The organism is Rugosimonospora acidiphila (assembly GCF_039543385.1).
Taxonomy (GTDB): Bacteria; Actinomycetota; Actinomycetes; order Mycobacteriales; family Micromonosporaceae; genus Rugosimonospora; species Rugosimonospora acidiphila.
On the sequence record NZ_BAABJQ010000015.1, the window covers coordinates 58947 to 74464 of the forward strand.

The 15518-nt window shown below is 72.3% G+C and carries 14 protein-coding genes; 7 read left to right on the top strand and 7 right to left on the bottom strand.

Going from position 1 to position 15518, the window contains the following annotated elements; all coding sequences use genetic code 11:
• Positions 1-333: 333 nt before the first annotated feature.
• Complete coding sequence (locus tag ABEA87_RS23840; protein WP_345633005.1) at positions 334-1701, bottom strand: serine hydrolase domain-containing protein; 1368 nt, start codon at positions 1699-1701, stop codon at positions 334-336.
• A gap of 162 nt (positions 1702-1863) precedes the next feature.
• Positions 1864-2139 (bottom strand): helix-turn-helix domain-containing protein, encoded by a 276-nt coding sequence (locus tag ABEA87_RS23845; protein ID WP_345633006.1) that lies wholly within the window; start codon positions 2137-2139, stop codon positions 1864-1866.
• A gap of 62 nt (positions 2140-2201) precedes the next feature.
• Here ABEA87_RS23845 and map point away from each other — a divergent pair, with 62 nt between their 5' ends.
• Positions 2202-2981, top strand: coding sequence for a type I methionyl aminopeptidase (gene map, locus ABEA87_RS23850; protein WP_345633007.1), 780 nt, complete (start codon positions 2202-2204; stop codon positions 2979-2981).
• 26 nt (positions 2982-3007) lie between these two features.
• Here map and ABEA87_RS23855 read toward each other — a convergent pair whose 3' ends face one another.
• The 3 genes from ABEA87_RS23855 to pdhA are packed head-to-tail and all read right to left on the bottom strand — an operon-like array spanning position 3008 to position 6655.
• On the bottom strand, positions 3008-4462 hold the full coding sequence (locus ABEA87_RS23855; protein WP_345633008.1) for a dihydrolipoamide acetyltransferase family protein: 1455 nt from the start codon (positions 4460-4462) through the stop codon (positions 3008-3010).
• Positions 4459-5475, bottom strand: a complete 1017-nt coding sequence (locus ABEA87_RS23860) for an alpha-ketoacid dehydrogenase subunit beta (RefSeq protein ID WP_345633009.1) — start codon at positions 5473-5475, stop codon at positions 4459-4461. The genes ABEA87_RS23855 and ABEA87_RS23860 overlap by 4 nt, the downstream gene beginning before the upstream one ends.
• A 1-nt stretch (position 5476) precedes the next feature.
• Positions 5477-6655, bottom strand: coding sequence for a pyruvate dehydrogenase (acetyl-transferring) E1 component subunit alpha (gene pdhA / locus ABEA87_RS23865; protein WP_425570940.1), 1179 nt, complete (start codon positions 6653-6655; stop codon positions 5477-5479).
• An 80-nt stretch (positions 6656-6735) separates the two neighbouring features.
• On the opposite strand from pdhA, the gene ABEA87_RS23870 reads away from it, so the two are divergent.
• Together ABEA87_RS23870 and ABEA87_RS23875 are read left to right on the top strand one after the other, a co-directional pair.
• On the top strand, positions 6736-7218 hold the full coding sequence (locus ABEA87_RS23870) for an Lrp/AsnC family transcriptional regulator (protein WP_345633013.1): 483 nt from the start codon (positions 6736-6738) through the stop codon (positions 7216-7218).
• Positions 7219-7397: 179 nt separating this feature from the next.
• The gene (locus tag ABEA87_RS23875) at positions 7398-7766 is read left to right on the top strand and encodes a YciI family protein (protein ID WP_345633015.1); all 369 of its coding nucleotides are present in this window, start codon (positions 7398-7400) and stop codon (positions 7764-7766) included.
• Positions 7767-7881: 115 nt separating this feature from the next.
• Here ABEA87_RS23875 and ABEA87_RS23880 read toward each other — a convergent pair whose 3' ends face one another.
• Complete coding sequence (locus ABEA87_RS23880) at positions 7882-9729, bottom strand: putative bifunctional diguanylate cyclase/phosphodiesterase (protein ID WP_345633017.1); 1848 nt, start codon at positions 9727-9729, stop codon at positions 7882-7884.
• A gap of 132 nt (positions 9730-9861) precedes the next feature.
• Between ABEA87_RS23880 and ABEA87_RS23885 the strand changes: the two genes are divergently transcribed.
• Positions 9862-11172, top strand: a complete 1311-nt coding sequence (locus ABEA87_RS23885; RefSeq protein WP_345633019.1) for an MFS transporter — start codon at positions 9862-9864, stop codon at positions 11170-11172.
• Between the two features lie 174 nt (positions 11173-11346).
• Entirely contained in the window at positions 11347-12225 is an 879-nt protein-coding gene (locus ABEA87_RS23890; RefSeq protein ID WP_345633021.1) for an alpha/beta fold hydrolase, read from the top strand.
• A gap of 103 nt (positions 12226-12328) precedes the next feature.
• Here the strand turns inward: ABEA87_RS23890 and ABEA87_RS23895 are convergent, their stop codons facing one another.
• Positions 12329-13177, bottom strand: coding sequence for a LysR family transcriptional regulator (locus ABEA87_RS23895; RefSeq protein WP_345633023.1), 849 nt, complete (start codon positions 13175-13177; stop codon positions 12329-12331).
• 162 nt (positions 13178-13339) lie between these two features.
• Here ABEA87_RS23895 and ABEA87_RS23900 point away from each other — a divergent pair, with 162 nt between their 5' ends.
• A complete protein-coding gene (locus ABEA87_RS23900; protein ID WP_345633025.1) occupies positions 13340-14071 on the top strand; it encodes an SDR family oxidoreductase in 732 nt (243 codons plus the stop codon).
• Positions 14072-14250: 179 nt separating this feature from the next.
• Positions 14251-15453 (top strand): cytochrome P450, encoded by a 1203-nt coding sequence (locus ABEA87_RS23905; protein WP_345633027.1) that lies wholly within the window; start codon positions 14251-14253, stop codon positions 15451-15453.
• Positions 15454-15518 lie beyond the last annotated feature (65 nt).

Sequence of the window (15518 nt, forward strand, 5' to 3'; positions counted from 1 at the left end):
GCGCCGGCCACCGCCGCGGCATCGGTGGCGTCGGCGACCCTCGCCGCCGCGGGAGTCGGATCGAGCGTCAGAACGCCGAGCAGCACGACACCCAGGAGCGGGCCGAGGCTCGGGGGGACGGACCAGCGTGGCACGGGCACCTCGCGATCTCGTTGCGATCTCGTTGTGAGGCCAGTTCGCGGACGATTCTGGGCGGCCCGTGCCGGTCTTCGCTGGGAAACGACGAAAGAGGTGACAGATATCAGGTGTGATTGATGAGGATATGACCGTAATCGGGCGGTGATCTGGCGCGTGCCTACCGTCGATGCCGGGGCGGCCACGCGCCGATCGACGTCACCGCGTGAGGACCCGGGTCGCGATCCGGCCGGCGAGATCGACCCCCACGACCGCACCGCTCGCGTCGCGGGTGAAGAAGCCGCGCTGCCCCTTCATGCCACCCTCGATCAGGATGTACTCGTCGCCGCCGCCGGGCAGCAGGCCGAGGGCGACCGGCGGGTAGTCCGGGGGCGCCTCGTTGGTCAGGCCGGCCCGGATCTCGGGCTTGATCCCGACTTCGAGCGTCATTCCCGTCTCGCCCGTGGCGATGACAAACCGCATGGCGTCGTTCTCGTAGGTACCGGCGAACTCCCGGGCACGACCCGGGTCGTGCGGCAGCGGCTCCGGGTCCCGATCCACCACGCCCAGGTAGTGCTCCAGCGCCCAGCGGACGGCGGCCTGGTTGAAGGGGATGCCGTCGGGGCCGGCGTTGGACAGGGACACCACGGCGAAGTCGCGTTCCGGCACCGTGAGTAGCTCGGCGAACTGGCCGTGGGCCGATCCGCCGTGACCGGCGGAGCGAACCCCGTCCACGTCGCGCAGGAACCAGCAGATGCCGAGGGCGTCGCCGAGCGTGGTGCCACGCAGCGCCACCGTGGGCTCCCTCATGAGGCGCAGTACGTCGGCGGGCAGGACGGGCTGTCCGCTCGCGGAGCGCCCGTCACCGAGATGGAACCGCGCCCACCGCAGCTGGTCGCGCACCGAGGACACCAGTCCCCCGCCGGGGTTGTTGCCGCGCCAGCGCCGCCACTGCCGCGCCACGGCCAGCTCACCGTCCGGCCCGGGGTTGTGGCCCACGGCGAATCGCCGGGTCATCACCTCGGCGTCGAGGAAGAAGCTGTGCTCCAGCCCGACCGGCCGCAACAACAGCGAGGCGACGGCGTCTTCGTAGGTCAGGTCGGTGACCGTCTCGATGATCCGCCCGGCCAGGTTGTACCCGGCCTGGCTGTAGGAGGCGCGGGCGCCGGGCGACCCGATCAGTTTCAGCTCGGCCAGCCTGGCCACATGGGCGGCCAGGGCATCGTCGCCGGCACCGGTGTCTTCCAGCAGTGCCCAGTCCAGGCCCGCGGTGTGGTTGAGCAGGTGGAGAACGGTGATCTCGGCCGCGACCCGCTCGTCGGCGAGCCGCAGTCCCGGAAGGTAGCGGCGTACGGGCGCGTCGAGCTCGACCTGCCCCTGGGCGACCAGGCACATCAGCGCGGTCGCCGTGAAGGTCTTCGTGACCGAGCCGATCTCGTAGAGCGTGTCCGGGTCGACGGGCAGGGGATTGTCCAGGCTGGTCACCCCGTGGCAGGCGAAGCTCTCCGTGCCGTTCGCCCACACCCCGACCGCGACGCCGGGAATTCCTAGCTCGCTGGCCCGCTCCCGGACAAACTCCTGCAACATCATGGCCTCCCCATTCAAGACTTGAACGCTGTGCAAGTGAGGCTACGCCACGACTTGAACATCGTGCAAGAGCGCACGGCGACGAGGCCGACCGGCCAGGATGGCGGTCGGCCGGCCCCAGAAGGGCGGTGCTCAGAAGGGCGGTGCTCAGAAGGGCCGGGCTCAGGAGGCCGCGGCATCCCGCCCGGGGGCCGACTCCTCCCGGGCGATGCGCCAGATCTCGTCCAGCGACAATCGCAGCTCGTCGGCCAGCGCGGCGACCGTGACGAATGACGGCGTGGGGATCCGACCCGTCTCGATTTTGCGCAGAGTCTCCACGGAGAGCCCGGCCTCCCGGGCGACGGCACCGAGCGTGCGGGCACCGCGCGCGGCACGCAGCAGGGCACCGATGCGATGGCCCTGGGCGATCTCCTGCTCCGTCAGGGGTTCCCTTACCATCCCCGTATAGTAATACCGTTATTCTTATCCGAAACGGCTGGGTGCCGTGGAAGGGGACCGGAGTGATTGAACTGCTCTCACCTCGCCAGATCGACCAGATGCGACCCGCCGGTCGCTTCGTCGCCGAGGTGCTCCAGCAGCTGCGGGGCCGCGTCGAGCCGGGCGTGAATCTGCTCGAGATCGACGCCTGGGTCAGCGAACTCATCCGGCGCCGCAACGCCGTCTCCTGCTACGTGGACTACGCCCCCTCCTTCGGTCGGGGCCCCTTCGGAAAGGTGATCTGCACGTCCGTCAACGACGCGGTGCTGCACGGGCTGCCCCACGACTACGTCCTGCGCGACGGGGACCTGCTCAGCCTCGACTTCGCGGCGTCGGTCGACGGCTGGGTCGCCGACAGCGCCATCTCCTTCATCGTCGGCGACACCACCGACCCGGCCGACCAGCGGCTCATCGACACCACCCAGGCCGCCCTGCACGCCGCCATCCAGCTGTGCACCCCGGACCATCGCATCGGGGACCTGTCGGCCGCCATCGGCGGCGCGCTCACCGCCGCCGGCTACACCGTCAACACCGACTTCGGCGGCCATGGCGTGGGCCGCACGATGCATCAGGATCCGCACGTGCCCAACGCCGGCCGACCGGGCCGGGGATACCGGTTGCAGCCGGGGCTCGTGCTCGCCCTCGAGCCGTGGGTCATGAACGGGACCAGCAGCTTCGTCGTCGACCCCGACGGTTGGACCCTGCGCAGCAGCAATCACGCGCGCACGGCGCACCACGAGCACACGGTGGCCATCACCGAAGACGGCCCCGTCGTGCTCACCCAGCCCGACCAACAGGACTGAACTCCGCGCGTGGGCACCCGCCCTGCTCACACGTGTGCGAGCAGGGCGTACGGGTTCTCGACGCAGTCGGCGACGTAGCGCAGGAACCCGCCCGCGGCGCCACCGTCGCAGACCCGGTGGTCGAAGCTCAGCGACAGCTGGGTGACCTTGCGGACCCGCAGTTCGCCGTCGACCACCCACGGCTTGTCCGCGATCCGTCCGATGCCCAGGATCGCCGCCTCCGGATGGTTGATGATCGGCGTGGAGCCGTCGACGCCGAAGACGCCGTAATTGTTGAGGGTGAACGTGCCGCCACCCAGCGCCTCGGGCGCGAGGTGCCCGGCACGGGCCAGCTCGGTCAGCCGGGCGATCTCGTCCGAGATCTCCGTGGTGGTCATCGCGTGCGCCCCACGCACGACGGGCACCATCAGGCCACGGTCGGTCTGCGCGGCGAACCCGAGGTTGATGTGGCGGTACCGCACGATCTCGTTGCGCGCCGTGTCGACGCTCGAGTTGAGTTCCGGGAAGCGGCGCAGCCCGGCGACCACGATCCGGGCCAGCAGCGCGAGCACCCCGATCCGCCGGGGCGCCGCGGCCAGCGCGTCCCGGGCCGCCAGCAGCCCGGTGGCGTCCACGTCGACCCAGGTCGTCGCGTCGGGAATCTCGGCCCGGCTGCGCACGAGCTTCTCGGTCATGGCGCGGCGCACTCCACGCAGCGGGATGCGCTCGGCATCGAGCTGGTCAGCGGTCCCCGTGCCCGGCTGCGACCGGCTCGGCTGGGCGACAGGGCCCGGCTGGGCGGTGAGGCCCGGCTGGGCGGTGAGGCTCGGCTGGGCGGTGAGGCCCGGCTGGGCGGTGAGGCTCGGCTGGGCGGTGAGGCCCGGCTGGCGGGCGAGGGCCGCCTCCACGTCGCGCCGCCGGATGACGCCGTCGGGCTCGGTGGTGGGAATGCTCGCCAACTCGAGGCCGTGGTCGCGGGCGAGGCGGCGTACCAGGGGCGAGATGACGCGGATCGCGTGCGTCTCGTCGCGGGCCTCCGGCGCGACGGTCGGCGTGACCGCCGGCGCGGGCTGCGCGGCCCGGCCCGGGGTACCGCCACGTACCCGCCGCCGGGGCGCCGGCAGCTTCGCGGTCCCGTACCCGACGAGGACGTTGCCCGAACCCGCCTGCTCCTCCTGGCGGTACCGCTCGGCCGCCGGGTGCCCGGAGGCGTCGGGCCCAGAGCCGTCGGGCCCGGACCCGTCGGGCCCGTCGGCTCCGACCGAGATCAGTGGCGCGCCGACATCGACCACGCCCCCGGCGACGGCGTGCAGTTCCAGCACGGTCCCGGCGACCGGCACCGGTACCTCCACCGCTGCCTTCGCCGTCTCCACCTCGACCACTATCTGGTCGACCTGTACGCGGTCGCCGATCGCGACCCGCCACTCGATGACCTCCGCCTCGGTCAGGCCCTCTCCCAGGTCCGGCAGGCGGAAGACCTGGCGGGCGGCCCCGCCGGTCACGCCCGACCGCCGGTGAGATAGAGCTCGTCGGGCTCGTCATCGAACTGCAGCCGGTCGACGGCGTCGAGGATGCGCTCGACGCTGGGCAGGTGCGCGTGCTCCAGTTTCGGCGGCGGGTACGGGATGTCGAAGCCGGCGACGCGCAGCACCGGCGCGGCCAGCGAGTGGAAGGCCCGCTCCTGGATCCGGGCGGCGATCTCGGCGCCCACCCCCGCGAAGCCCTGTGCCTCCTGGACGACCACGCAGCGCCCGGTGCGCCGGACGGACTCGGTGACGGTGGCGTCGTCGAACGGGACGATCGACCGCAGGTCGACCACCTCGATGCTGATGCCGTCCTCCTCCGCCGCCTCGGCGGCCTCCAGCGCCACGGGAACCGACGGCCCGTACGCGACCAGGGTGACGTCGCGGCCGGTGCGCACCACCTCGGCCCGGCCGAGCGGGGCGGGCCGGCGCCGGGTCAGGTCCACCTCCGCCTTCGACCAGTAGCGCCGCTTCGGCTCCATGAACACCACCGGGTCCGGGTCGTCGATCGCGTCGCGGAGCAGCCAGTAGGCGTCCTCGACGGTGGCCGGGGTCAGCACCTTGAGGCCCGGCGTGTGCGCGTAGTACGCCTCGCTGGAGTCGCAGTGGTGCTCGACGCCGCCGATCCCGCCGGCGAACGGTACCCGGATCACCATCGGCAGCGACACCCGTCCGCGGGTACGGTTGCGCAGCTTGGCCACGTGCGAGGTGATCTGCTCGAACGCGGGGTACGCGAACGCGTCGAACTGCATCTCGACCACCGGCCGGAATCCGCCCATGGCCAGGCCCACGGCCAGACCGACGATCCCGGCCTCGGCCAGCGGGGTGTCGAAGCAGCGCTCGCGGCCGAAGTCGCGGGTCAGTCCGTCGGTGATGCGGAAGACCCCGCCGAGCGCCCCCACGTCCTCACCGAAGATCAGCACCTGCTCGTCGGCGGTCAGGGCGTCGCGCAGCGCCCGGTTCAGGGCCTGCGCCATCGTCATCGTCGCCATCTCAGTGCCCTTCCTGGGTGGCCGGCGCGGCGGCGAGTTCGGCCGCGAGCCGGGCCCGTTGTTCGCGCAGCTGCGGTGTGGGTTCGGCGAACACGTGATCGAACAGCTCCAGCGCCACCACCGGGGCCTCGGCGTTCATCCGCGTGCGCAGCGCCGCCGCGAACTGCTCCGCCTCGTCCCGGATGGTGGAGATCTGCCCCGCGTCCAGCAGCCCCTCGGTGAGCAGCAGGGTCTCCAGGCGCGCCACGGGGTCGGCCGCGCGCCAGCGCTCGACCTCCTCGTCGTCCCGGTAGCGGGTGGCGTCGTCGGCGTTGGTGTGCGCGTCCATCCGGTACGTGTGCGCCTCGACCAGGACCGGGCCGTGGCCGCCGCGGGCGTACTCGACCGCGTCGGCGAGCACCGACAGCACGGCCACCAGGTCGTTGCCGTCCACCTGTTGCGAGCGGATCCCGTAGCCGATGCCCTTGAAGGCCAGCGCCGGGGCCGCGGTCTGCTGGGCCAGCGGGACGCTGATGGCGTACTGGTTGTTCTGGACGAAGTACACCACCGGAGAGCGGAAGACGGCGGAGAAGTTGAGCGCCTCGTGGAAGTCGCCCTCGCTGGTGCCGCCGTCGCCCACCATGGCCAGCGCCACGCCGTCCTCGCCCCGGCGCCGCAGCGCCTCGGCCATCCCGGCGGCATGCAGCGTCTGGGTCGCCAGCGGGGTGCACTGCGGGGCGGTGTGCACGGCGTGCGGGTCGTAGCCACAGTGCCAGTCGCCGCGCAGCAGGGTGAGCACCTCGACCGGGTCGATTCCCCGGGATACCAGGGCCATCGAGTCCCGGTAGGTCGGGAACAGCCAGTCGTCGTCGCGCAGCGCCAGGACCGCGCCGATCTGGCAGGCGTCCTGGCCGCGGCTGGACGGGTAGACCGCCAGCTGCCCCTGCCTGGTCAGCGTCGTGGCCTGGGCGTCGAACCGCCGGCCCAGCACCATCCGCCGGTACGCCTCGCGGAGCAGGTCGTCCGCGGGGCGCCGGTACCCCTCCGGCGGCGGGGCGGCCGAGCCGTCCTCGTTGACGAAGCGCACGGGTTCGGGGGCCGGAAGCAGGTTCTGGATGGCCTCGCGAGGCGGCTGCCCAGGCATCGTTGAGATCGCCCTCCTTGGACAGGTGATACGGAGATCGTGGGCTAGCCGGATCATGCGTTCAATGGCAGGCTCAATGACGAGACGAATTGCTGGCGGATGGCGGTCGGGAGGAACACGTGCATGGCGGCGACCCTGTGACGAGTCCGGAGTCGGGACGTTTGGCCGTCCGCCTGGACGACGTCGACCGGGCCATCATCGGTGAGCTGGTCCGGGACGGCCGGATGTCGATCCGGGCGCTTGCCGACAAGGTGCACATCTCGCGTGCCAACGCGTACTCGCGGGTGGGGCGCCTGGTCGAGGAGGGTGCCATCACCGGGTTCACCGCGGTGCTGGACCCGTCGCGCGTCGGACTGTCCACGGCCGCCTTCATCAACCTGACGATCGACCAGAGCGCGTGGCGTTCCGTAGCGGAGAAGTTACGCGAAGTGCCCTACGTCGACCACATCGCGCTCGTGGGCGGCGACTATGACGTCCTGGTGTCGGTGCAGGCGCCCGACAACGTCGCGCTGCGCAGCGTGGTGCTGGAGCGCCTGAACAGCATTCCGGGCGTCCGGTCCACCCGCACCTGGCTGGTCTTCGAGGAGTCGAAGGGCGTCGGCGTCAACTGGCAGGCCTGACGGACAGACTCGGACATCTACCCACCATTCGCCAAAGCTCGCTCGCGCCGGCGACGATCGCGGAAAATTGTTCGGCGGGCATTGTCGAACCGGGGCGTCGCCGTTCGACGCCCCGGTGACGGCTGGCCATCAGGTCCGGAGACGACCGGACCTCAGCCCGAGAACGCTAGGGAGCAGCAATGCGGTTTCTGATGATGCACCGGCTCGACGAGCGCGCCCCGGAGGCGTGGAACCCCAGCCCGGAGTTCATCGAGAAGATGGGTGCGTTCATCCAGGAGTCGATCGACAACGGGACCTTGATCACAGCCGAGGGCGTCCACCCGTCCGAGAAGGGCGCGCTCGTCCGTAAGGCCCGGGGCGCGGGGACCTCCACGACCGACGGGCCGTTCACCGAGGCCAAGGAGGTCATCGGCGGTTTCGCTCTGGTCAACGCGAAGGACCGGGCCGAGGCCGTCGCGTACGCCCGGCGGTACGCCGACCTGTTCGACGAGGTCGAGGTCGAGGTGCGCCAGGTCGTCGAGTTCGACGAGCTGCCGTCCGCGGTCTGAGCCACTTGACCGGATGGCCGGTCCGCTCGTCACGGCGAGCGGACCGGCCACCCGGGCAGGGTTGCCGGTCGGGGCCGGGTTCACCGGGCGCTGAGCACCCCGCTGCGCCCCGGGTTCACCGGGCGCTGAGCACCCCGCTGCGCCCGGCGAGCAGGCGGACCAGGTCGTCGGTGGGGCGGGGCGGGCTGAGCAGGAAGCCCTGGGCGTGCGGCACGTTCATCGCGCGCAGCGACTGGAGCTGAGCCGATTGCTCGACGCCCTCGGCGGTGACCGCCAGATTGAGGTTGTGCCCCAGGTCGGTCAGCAGCTTGACCACCGCGTGGTCGCTGCGGTTGTGCAACATGCCGCCGATGAACAGCTTGTCGATCTTGATGCCGGTGATGGGCAGGACCGAGAGATGGCGCAGGGTTGACGAGCCGGCCCCCATGTCGTCGAGCGTGATACCCACGCCGAGGTCGCGCAGCCGGCGCAGGACGGGCACCGCCTCGGTGAGCACCGCGAGGTTGGCCGACTCCGGCAGTTCCAGGCACAGCCGCCGAGGGTGCAGCCCCGTGGCGGCCAGCGCGGCCACGACGCGGTCATCGAAGTTGCCGTCGCGCAGGGTGTCGACGGACACGTTGACGTTGACGAACGTCGGGGCGAGCTCCCCCAGGGTGGCCGGCCAGGACGCGGCGTCCGAGCATGCCTGGGCCAGGATCCACCGGTCGAGCGCGGGCATCTGGTCGGCGCGCTCGGCGTCGGCGAGAAACGCGTCCGGCCCGAGCAGACCGTGGCGCGGATGCCGCCAGCGCACCAGCGCCTCCACGCCGCTGACCCGCCCGGCCCGCAGGTCGACGATCGGCTGGTAATACAGGACGAGTTCGCCACCGCTGATCGCGTGGGTCAGCCCGTGGCCGGCGCCCGGGTGGTGGGCGTCCAGCTGCTCCCCCACGCCGACGACCACCGCGACGCCGTCCCCGCCGTGCTGCTTGGCCTGGTACATGGCCATGTCGGCCTCGGTAAGCAGGGTGTGGCCGTGCGCGCGGGCGCCGCTGACCGCCACGCCGACGCTGGCCCGGCTGTGCGCCGCGACCGGCAGGGTCGCGTCGGTCCTCGCGAGCGCGGCACGGAACCGTTCGCCGACCGCCCGCGCGACGCCATCCACCGCGAGTCGGGCGGGCAGGCGGCCGAGCACGGCGAACTCGTCGCCGCCGATCCGGGCCACCACCTCGCCGGGCAGGGCCACGGCGGCCAGCCGGCGGGCCGCCGACGCGATCAGGCGATCACCGGCGTTGTGCCCCAACGCGTCGTTGACCTGTTTCATCCGGTCCAGGTCGAGGTAGGCGACCAGTACCCGGTCGCCGGCGGCCGTCTGGCAGGCCGAGTCCAACAGTTCAAGGAACCGGGCCCGGTTGACCAGCCCGCTGAGCGGGTCGGTGATCGCGAGCCGGGCCATGAGGTGCGCCAACGTCTCGAACAGCCGGGCCGCCGAGACCCGGCGTACGGTCCGTTCGGCGTCCACGACGATGACATCGTCGTACCGCCGGTTCCGGTCGCGCCGCCGGACCAGCTCGCAGACCTCGACCACCGAGACGTCCGGCCCCACGATGAGCGGGCGCCAGTCGGTGACGCTACCCACCGGCGTACCCGCCCACAGCGCCCGCCCGTACCCGAACGGGCCGGACATCAGCTGTGCGAACGACTCCCGGGCCACCAGCCCGATGTCGCCGGCATCGGCGCGGACCACCACACAGGGCAGCCGCGGGTCCGCCCGGAAGCGTCGATCCAGCTCCTCGCAGGGCAGGTCGGCGCCCACGCAGACCACCGGCCGCGCGATGGCGCCCACACTCGTCGCCGGTGACTCGTCGCCGATCTCACCCATGTGACCCGTCTCGTCGCTGCGCGGCTCCGTCCGCCGAGTATCCCAGCAGCGCGGGACAGTGGGCGTGGTCGAGTTCGCGACGATCAGGTGAACATCATCCATGATCCACGATCGACGCGGCGTTGCCGGGCGGGAGCCGCGGGCCGGCGGAGCAACGGGCCGAAGGGGCAACGGGTCGGCTCCCGGTGGCGGCGGTCACGGCGACCGACCGGCCGGCCTGGGCATAATCCGCGGGTGACAGGCTTTACCACGCCGGGTGAGCTCGGCACCGGGCCGGGAAGCACCGGCGCGGCCGGAGCGACGCGGCGCAACGCACGGCTGGCCCGCGGCGCCTGGCGCCTGCCGGCCCCGGCCATCCTGCTGGCGGCCTGGGGCGGCAACCACTTCTCCCCGCTGCTGCTGATGTACCGCCAGCTCGACGGGTACAGCTCGGTGCAGGTGAACCTGTTCTTCGCGTGTTACGTCCTGGGGCTGATACCCGGATTCCTGCTCGCCGGACCGCTGTCGGACCGGCACGGCCGCAAGAGGCTGGTGGTCGCCGCGCTCGCCCTGGGCATCCTCGGCAGCGTCATCCTCGGCACCGGCAGCACTCACGTGGTGTCGATGTGCCTGGGCCGCCTGGTCAGCGGGGTGAGCGTCGCCGTCGCGATGGTAGTCGGCACCAGTTGGATCAAGGAGCTGTCCCAGCACGACGCCGGCCCGGCCAGCCGGGCCCGCCGCGCCTCGCTCACCCTGACCGCCGGCTTCGGCCTGGGCGCCGGCGTGTCCGGCGCCCTCGCGCAGTGGGGCCCGGCACCCACCTTGACGCCGTACCTGCTGCACATCGCGCTGTCCCTGGCGGCGCTGCCGGCGCTGCTGCGGGCCGTCGAGACCCGCACCGGCACCGGCGACTCCCGGCCGCTGCTGGCGGACCTGCGCGTACCGAGGGCCGGCCGCCAGCGGTTCCTCACCCGTGTCGTACCGATGGCGCCCTGGGTCTTCTCCGCGCCGGCCCTGGCGTTCGTGGTCGCCCCGGCACTGGTGTCGACCCGGGTCGGCGCCGATCACGTCGCGTTCGCCGCGCTGCTGGCCGTCGTCGCGCTGTGCTGCGGGGCCGGCGTGCAACCGTTCGCCCCGCTCCTCGCGCGGCGCACGGGTGGCCGCCCTGCCCTCGTCGGGCTCATCCTCATCGCGGCGGCGACCGTGCTGCTGGCCGTCGACGCCACCGTGCTGTCCCCGGCGGTGACGGTGCTGGCCGCCGTGCTGTTCGGCCTCGGGTACGGGATCTGCATCGTCTCCGGCCTCGTCGAGGTGCAGGCCATCGCCGAGCCGCGCAGTCTCGCGACGCTGACCGGCATCTACTACTCGCTGACCTACCTGGGATTCGCGCTGCCCGTCCTGCTCTCGGAGCTGTCGCACCTCGCCTCGTACCGGTGGCTGCTGTCCGGGGTGGCGGCGCTGTGCCTGGCCAGCGCGGGGCTCTCGGCGAGGCGCGACCCGACCGGCGCGGACGGCGACGGAAGCGCCTCCGCGAACGGGCGGCAGGCGGTGGCCACCCGCCGGTAGGCACGGCCGCCCGCCGATAGCAGGCGCGGCGTCGGCAGGCGCGGCGCGGCGCGGTCGAGCGACCCACCGCCAACCGGACCCCGTTCGCCACTTCGGCGACACTCCGTTACCGGCGATGACACACGGTTACCCTGGCGCCGTTACCCCCGAACGATGGGGAGAGGTTGGTGGCCCGTGTTCGACGGATTCGATGAGCTGGACGTCTCCACGTCGGCAACGACCATCCACGCGCGCCGTGGCGGCTCCGGGCCACCGGTGCTGCTGCTGCACGGCATCCCCGAGACGCACCTCATGTGGCACCGCGTGGCGCCCAGGCTCGCCGAGCACTACACCGTGATCGCCACCGACCTGCGCGGCTGGGGAGACAGCGGCAAGCCGCCCAGCACCCCCGACCACGAGCCCTACAGCATGCGGGCGATCGCCCGCGACCAGGTCGAGGTCATGCGGCAGCTGGGCTACGAGCGGTTCAGCGTCGTCTCCCACGACCGCGGCGCGCGCTGCGGCTACCGGCTGGCACTCGACCACCCGGACGCGGTGACCAGGCTCGCCGTCATGGACGTCATCCCCGTGGCGGAGGCGTACCGGAGGGCCGGCCGCGAATTCAACCTCGCCTACTGGGTCTGGTCGTTCCTGGCCGCACCGGAGCCGGTCCCGGAACGGTTCATCGGCGCGAACCCCACCGTGCTGGTCGATTACATGCTCGACAGTTGGCCCGAGGTCAAGGACGCGTTCCCGCCCGAAATACGCGCCGCGTACGTCAAGCAGTTCAGCGACCCCGCCACGGCGCACGCGATCTGCGAAGAGTTCCGGGCGTCCGCGACGCTGGACGTCCAGAACGACGAGGACGACCGCAACGCCAACCGGAAGATCGACTGTCCGGTGCTGTTCCTGTGGGCGCAGCGGGGTTCGGTCGCGAAGCTGTACGAGGACCCGCTCGCGATCTGGCGGGAATGGGCCGACGACGTCCGCGGGGGCCCGGTGCCCGTCGGTCACTTCATTCCGGAGGAGGCCCCCGAACAGACCGTCCGTCAGCTGCTGGACTTCCTGCCTTGAGCGTCCCGGCGGCTTGACGCAGGCCAAGGGACCGAAGGTCATCGGACACATCTGCGATGACATTGGCGGATGGGCCAAGCGATTCGTCCTGGCGATCTTCCGGCTATAGGCGGGTGGCGGCCCGGACCAGCCCGGCGAGGGCCCGGGATCGACTGTGCGGCGGCCAGGCGATGACCGTCGTCACCGCCGGCGCGTCCAGCACCGGTACGGCGGCCAGGTCGCGGCGTAGGTGAGCCCGGCACGACTCGGGCAGCACCGCGCAGGCCCGGCCCAGCGCGATCAGCTGGTACAGCTGAGCGGTGTCTCGAGCCTGCGGGCCGGGGCCGTCCGGGTACGTGCCGTCGGGCGCGGGCCAGCGTGGCATCGGCAGGCCGGGCAGCGCCGTGAGATCGGCCATCCGGAGGTGCGCCCGGCCGGTGAGCGCGTGCCCGGCCGGCAGGACCGCGACCTGCTCCTCCGTGAGCAGTTCCTCGGTGTCGAAACCGGCGGTCGAGTCGAACGGCCGGTGCAGCAGCGCCACGTCGGCCCGACCGTCGCGCAGCAGCCGCTCCTGCTCGCCGATGCCGCACAGCAGCACGTCGACGGTGACCGCGCCGGGTTCGGCGGCGTACGCGTCGAGCAGCTTCGACAGCAGTTCGCTGGTCGCCCCGGCCTTGGTGGCCAGGGCCAGTCCCGGGTGGCCGGTCTCGGCGAGGGCGGCACGGCGGGTGCGGCGGTCGGCGGCGTCGACCGCGTCGAGGGCCGCCCGGCCCTCGACCAGCAGCACCGAGCCGGCCTCGGTCAGCGCGCACGTCCGGCTGGTGCGCTCCAGCAGCGTCACCCCGAGCCGCCGTTCGAGCTGCCGGATCGCGCGGGACAGCGGCGGCTGCGCGATGCCGAGCCGCTGGGCGGCCCGCCCGAAGTGCAGTTCCTCGGCGACAGCGATGAAGTACCGCAGCTCCCGAGTCTCCATGCCATCACGGTACCGGGGCAGCGGCGCGGTGGCGCGTGACCAAGCCCGGCGCACGGGAGGCGGTCGCCGCGAGGCGGCCGGCCCGCATCGATACCGGCCAGGTATCGCTGCCTACCCAAACGGTGTTGGAGCGCACGCCCGCGCGCCGACAGGATCGACCGCATGAGCGAACGGACTATCGCGCTGGTCACCGGCGCGAACAAGGGAATCGGGTACGAGATCGCGGCCGGCCTGGGCGCCCTCGGCTGGAGCGTGGGCGTCGGCGCCCGGGATGAGGGGCGGCGCCAGACCGCCGTGGAGAAGCTGCGCGCGGCCGGCGTCGACGCGTTCGGCGTGCCGCTCGACGTGACCGACGACGCGAGCGTGGCCACGGCCGCCGCGCTGTTCGAGCAGCGCGCCGGCCGACTCGACGTGCTCGTCAACAACGCCGGGGTGATCGGTGGCAGGCCGCAGGAGCCCACCACGGTCGATCCCGAGACCGTACGGACAGCGGTGGAGACCAACGTGATCGGCGTCATCCGGGTCACCAACGCGATGCTGCCGCTGCTGCGCCGCTCGCCGTCGCCGCGAATCGTGAACATGTCGAGCGCCGTCGGTTCGCTGACCCGGCAGACCGGCCCCGCCGCCGAGCTGGCGACCGGCCCGCTGTCGGCCGCGTACGCGCCGTCGAAGACGTTCCTCAACGCCGTCACCATCCAGTACGCGAAGGAGCTGCGCGGCACGAACATCCTGATCAACGCCGGCTGCCCGGGCTACACCGCGACCGACCTCAACGGGTTCCGCGGCGTGCGCACCCCCGAGCAGGGCGCGGCGATCGCGATCCGGCTCGCGACCCTGCCCGACGACGGCCCGACCGGCGGATTCTTCGAGGATGCCGGGGTGGTGCCCTGGTAACCCGCTCGGCGGCCGTGGTCGTCGGGCCGCCGAGGCCCGCCGACCCGTGCGCTCGTCCATCCCGGCATGTCCGGGCCGCTCGCGAGGTCCCCCCGCCGTCCGCGACCGCCGATCCGGCCGCTGGCCGGCGCCGGGCATGATGGACACATCGCAACCGTCCGAAACGGGGAGGCATCAGGATGGACTACCAGACCGCGCTCGCGTCGCTGTTCCAGGCGGAGGGACGCCTCGATCCATACCCGGCCTACGACGTGATCCGGGCGCACGCGCCGATCTTCCCGGCGGCCGACCGCGGCTGGTTCGTCACCACCCACGCGCTGACCACCCGGCTGCTGCGCGACCCGAACCTGCGCCTGGCCGACGCCGCCGCCTACGACGAGTTCTGGCCGGACTGGCGGGAGAACCGCGGCGTCGCCTCGATCGTGGGGTCCCTGCTGCACAGCAACCCGCCGGACCACACCCGGGTACGCCGCGCCGCGGCGGCCACCTTCACCGCCCGCCGGGTGGCCGCGATGCGCGACGTCATCGCCGGCCAGGCCGAGGATCTGATCAAGGCGATGCCGACCAGCACCGACTTCGTCAGCGCGTTCGCGTACCCGCTGCCGATCGGCGTGATCTGCGCACTGCTCGGCGTCCCCGAGTCGGACCGGCTGTGGTTCCGGCAGCGGGCCGCCGACCTGACGGTGGTGCTGGAGCCGGTCAGCACGGAGGAGGAGATGCGGCTCGCCGACGTGGCCGGCCGCGAACTCGAGGACTACTTCACCGGCTTGATCGAAGAGCGCCGGCGTGCCCCTCGGGAGGATCTGACCAGCGCGCTCGTCGCCGTGCACGACGACACCGCCGGCGCCGGGCTGACCGGCGAGGAACTGCTCTCCAACCTGGTGCTGTTGCTGATCGCCGGCTTCGAGACCACCACCAACCTGCTCGGCACCGGCATCCGCATCCTGCTGGAGCATCCCGAGCAGGCGGACCGGCTGCGCGCCAGCCCGGAGCTCGCGCCGGCGTTCGTCGAGGAGATTCTGCGGTACGACTCGCCGGCACAGATCTCCGGCCGGATCACCACCGGCCCGCTGGATCTCGGTGACGGAATCCGGCTGCCCGCCGGGGCGCCGATGACGATGCTGCTCGGCTCGGCCAACCGGGACCCGGCGCGTTACCCCGACCCGCACCGGTTCGACCCGGATCGTCCGAACATCGCGCCGGTATCGTTCGGCGGCGGCGCCCACTACTGCCTCGGCGCCCCGCTGGCCCGGCTGGAGGCGCAGGTCGCGTTCCCGCTGCTGCTGAGCATGCTGCCCCGGCTGAGCCTGACCGGCCCGGGCGAGCTGCGTGACCGCCTGGTGCTGCGCGGCTATGCCACGCTGCCGGTCAGCACCGGGTGAGCCACCGCCATCCCTCGATCGCGAGCGCGATCTGAACGACCGCGTCCCGGGCCGCGAGGCCCGGG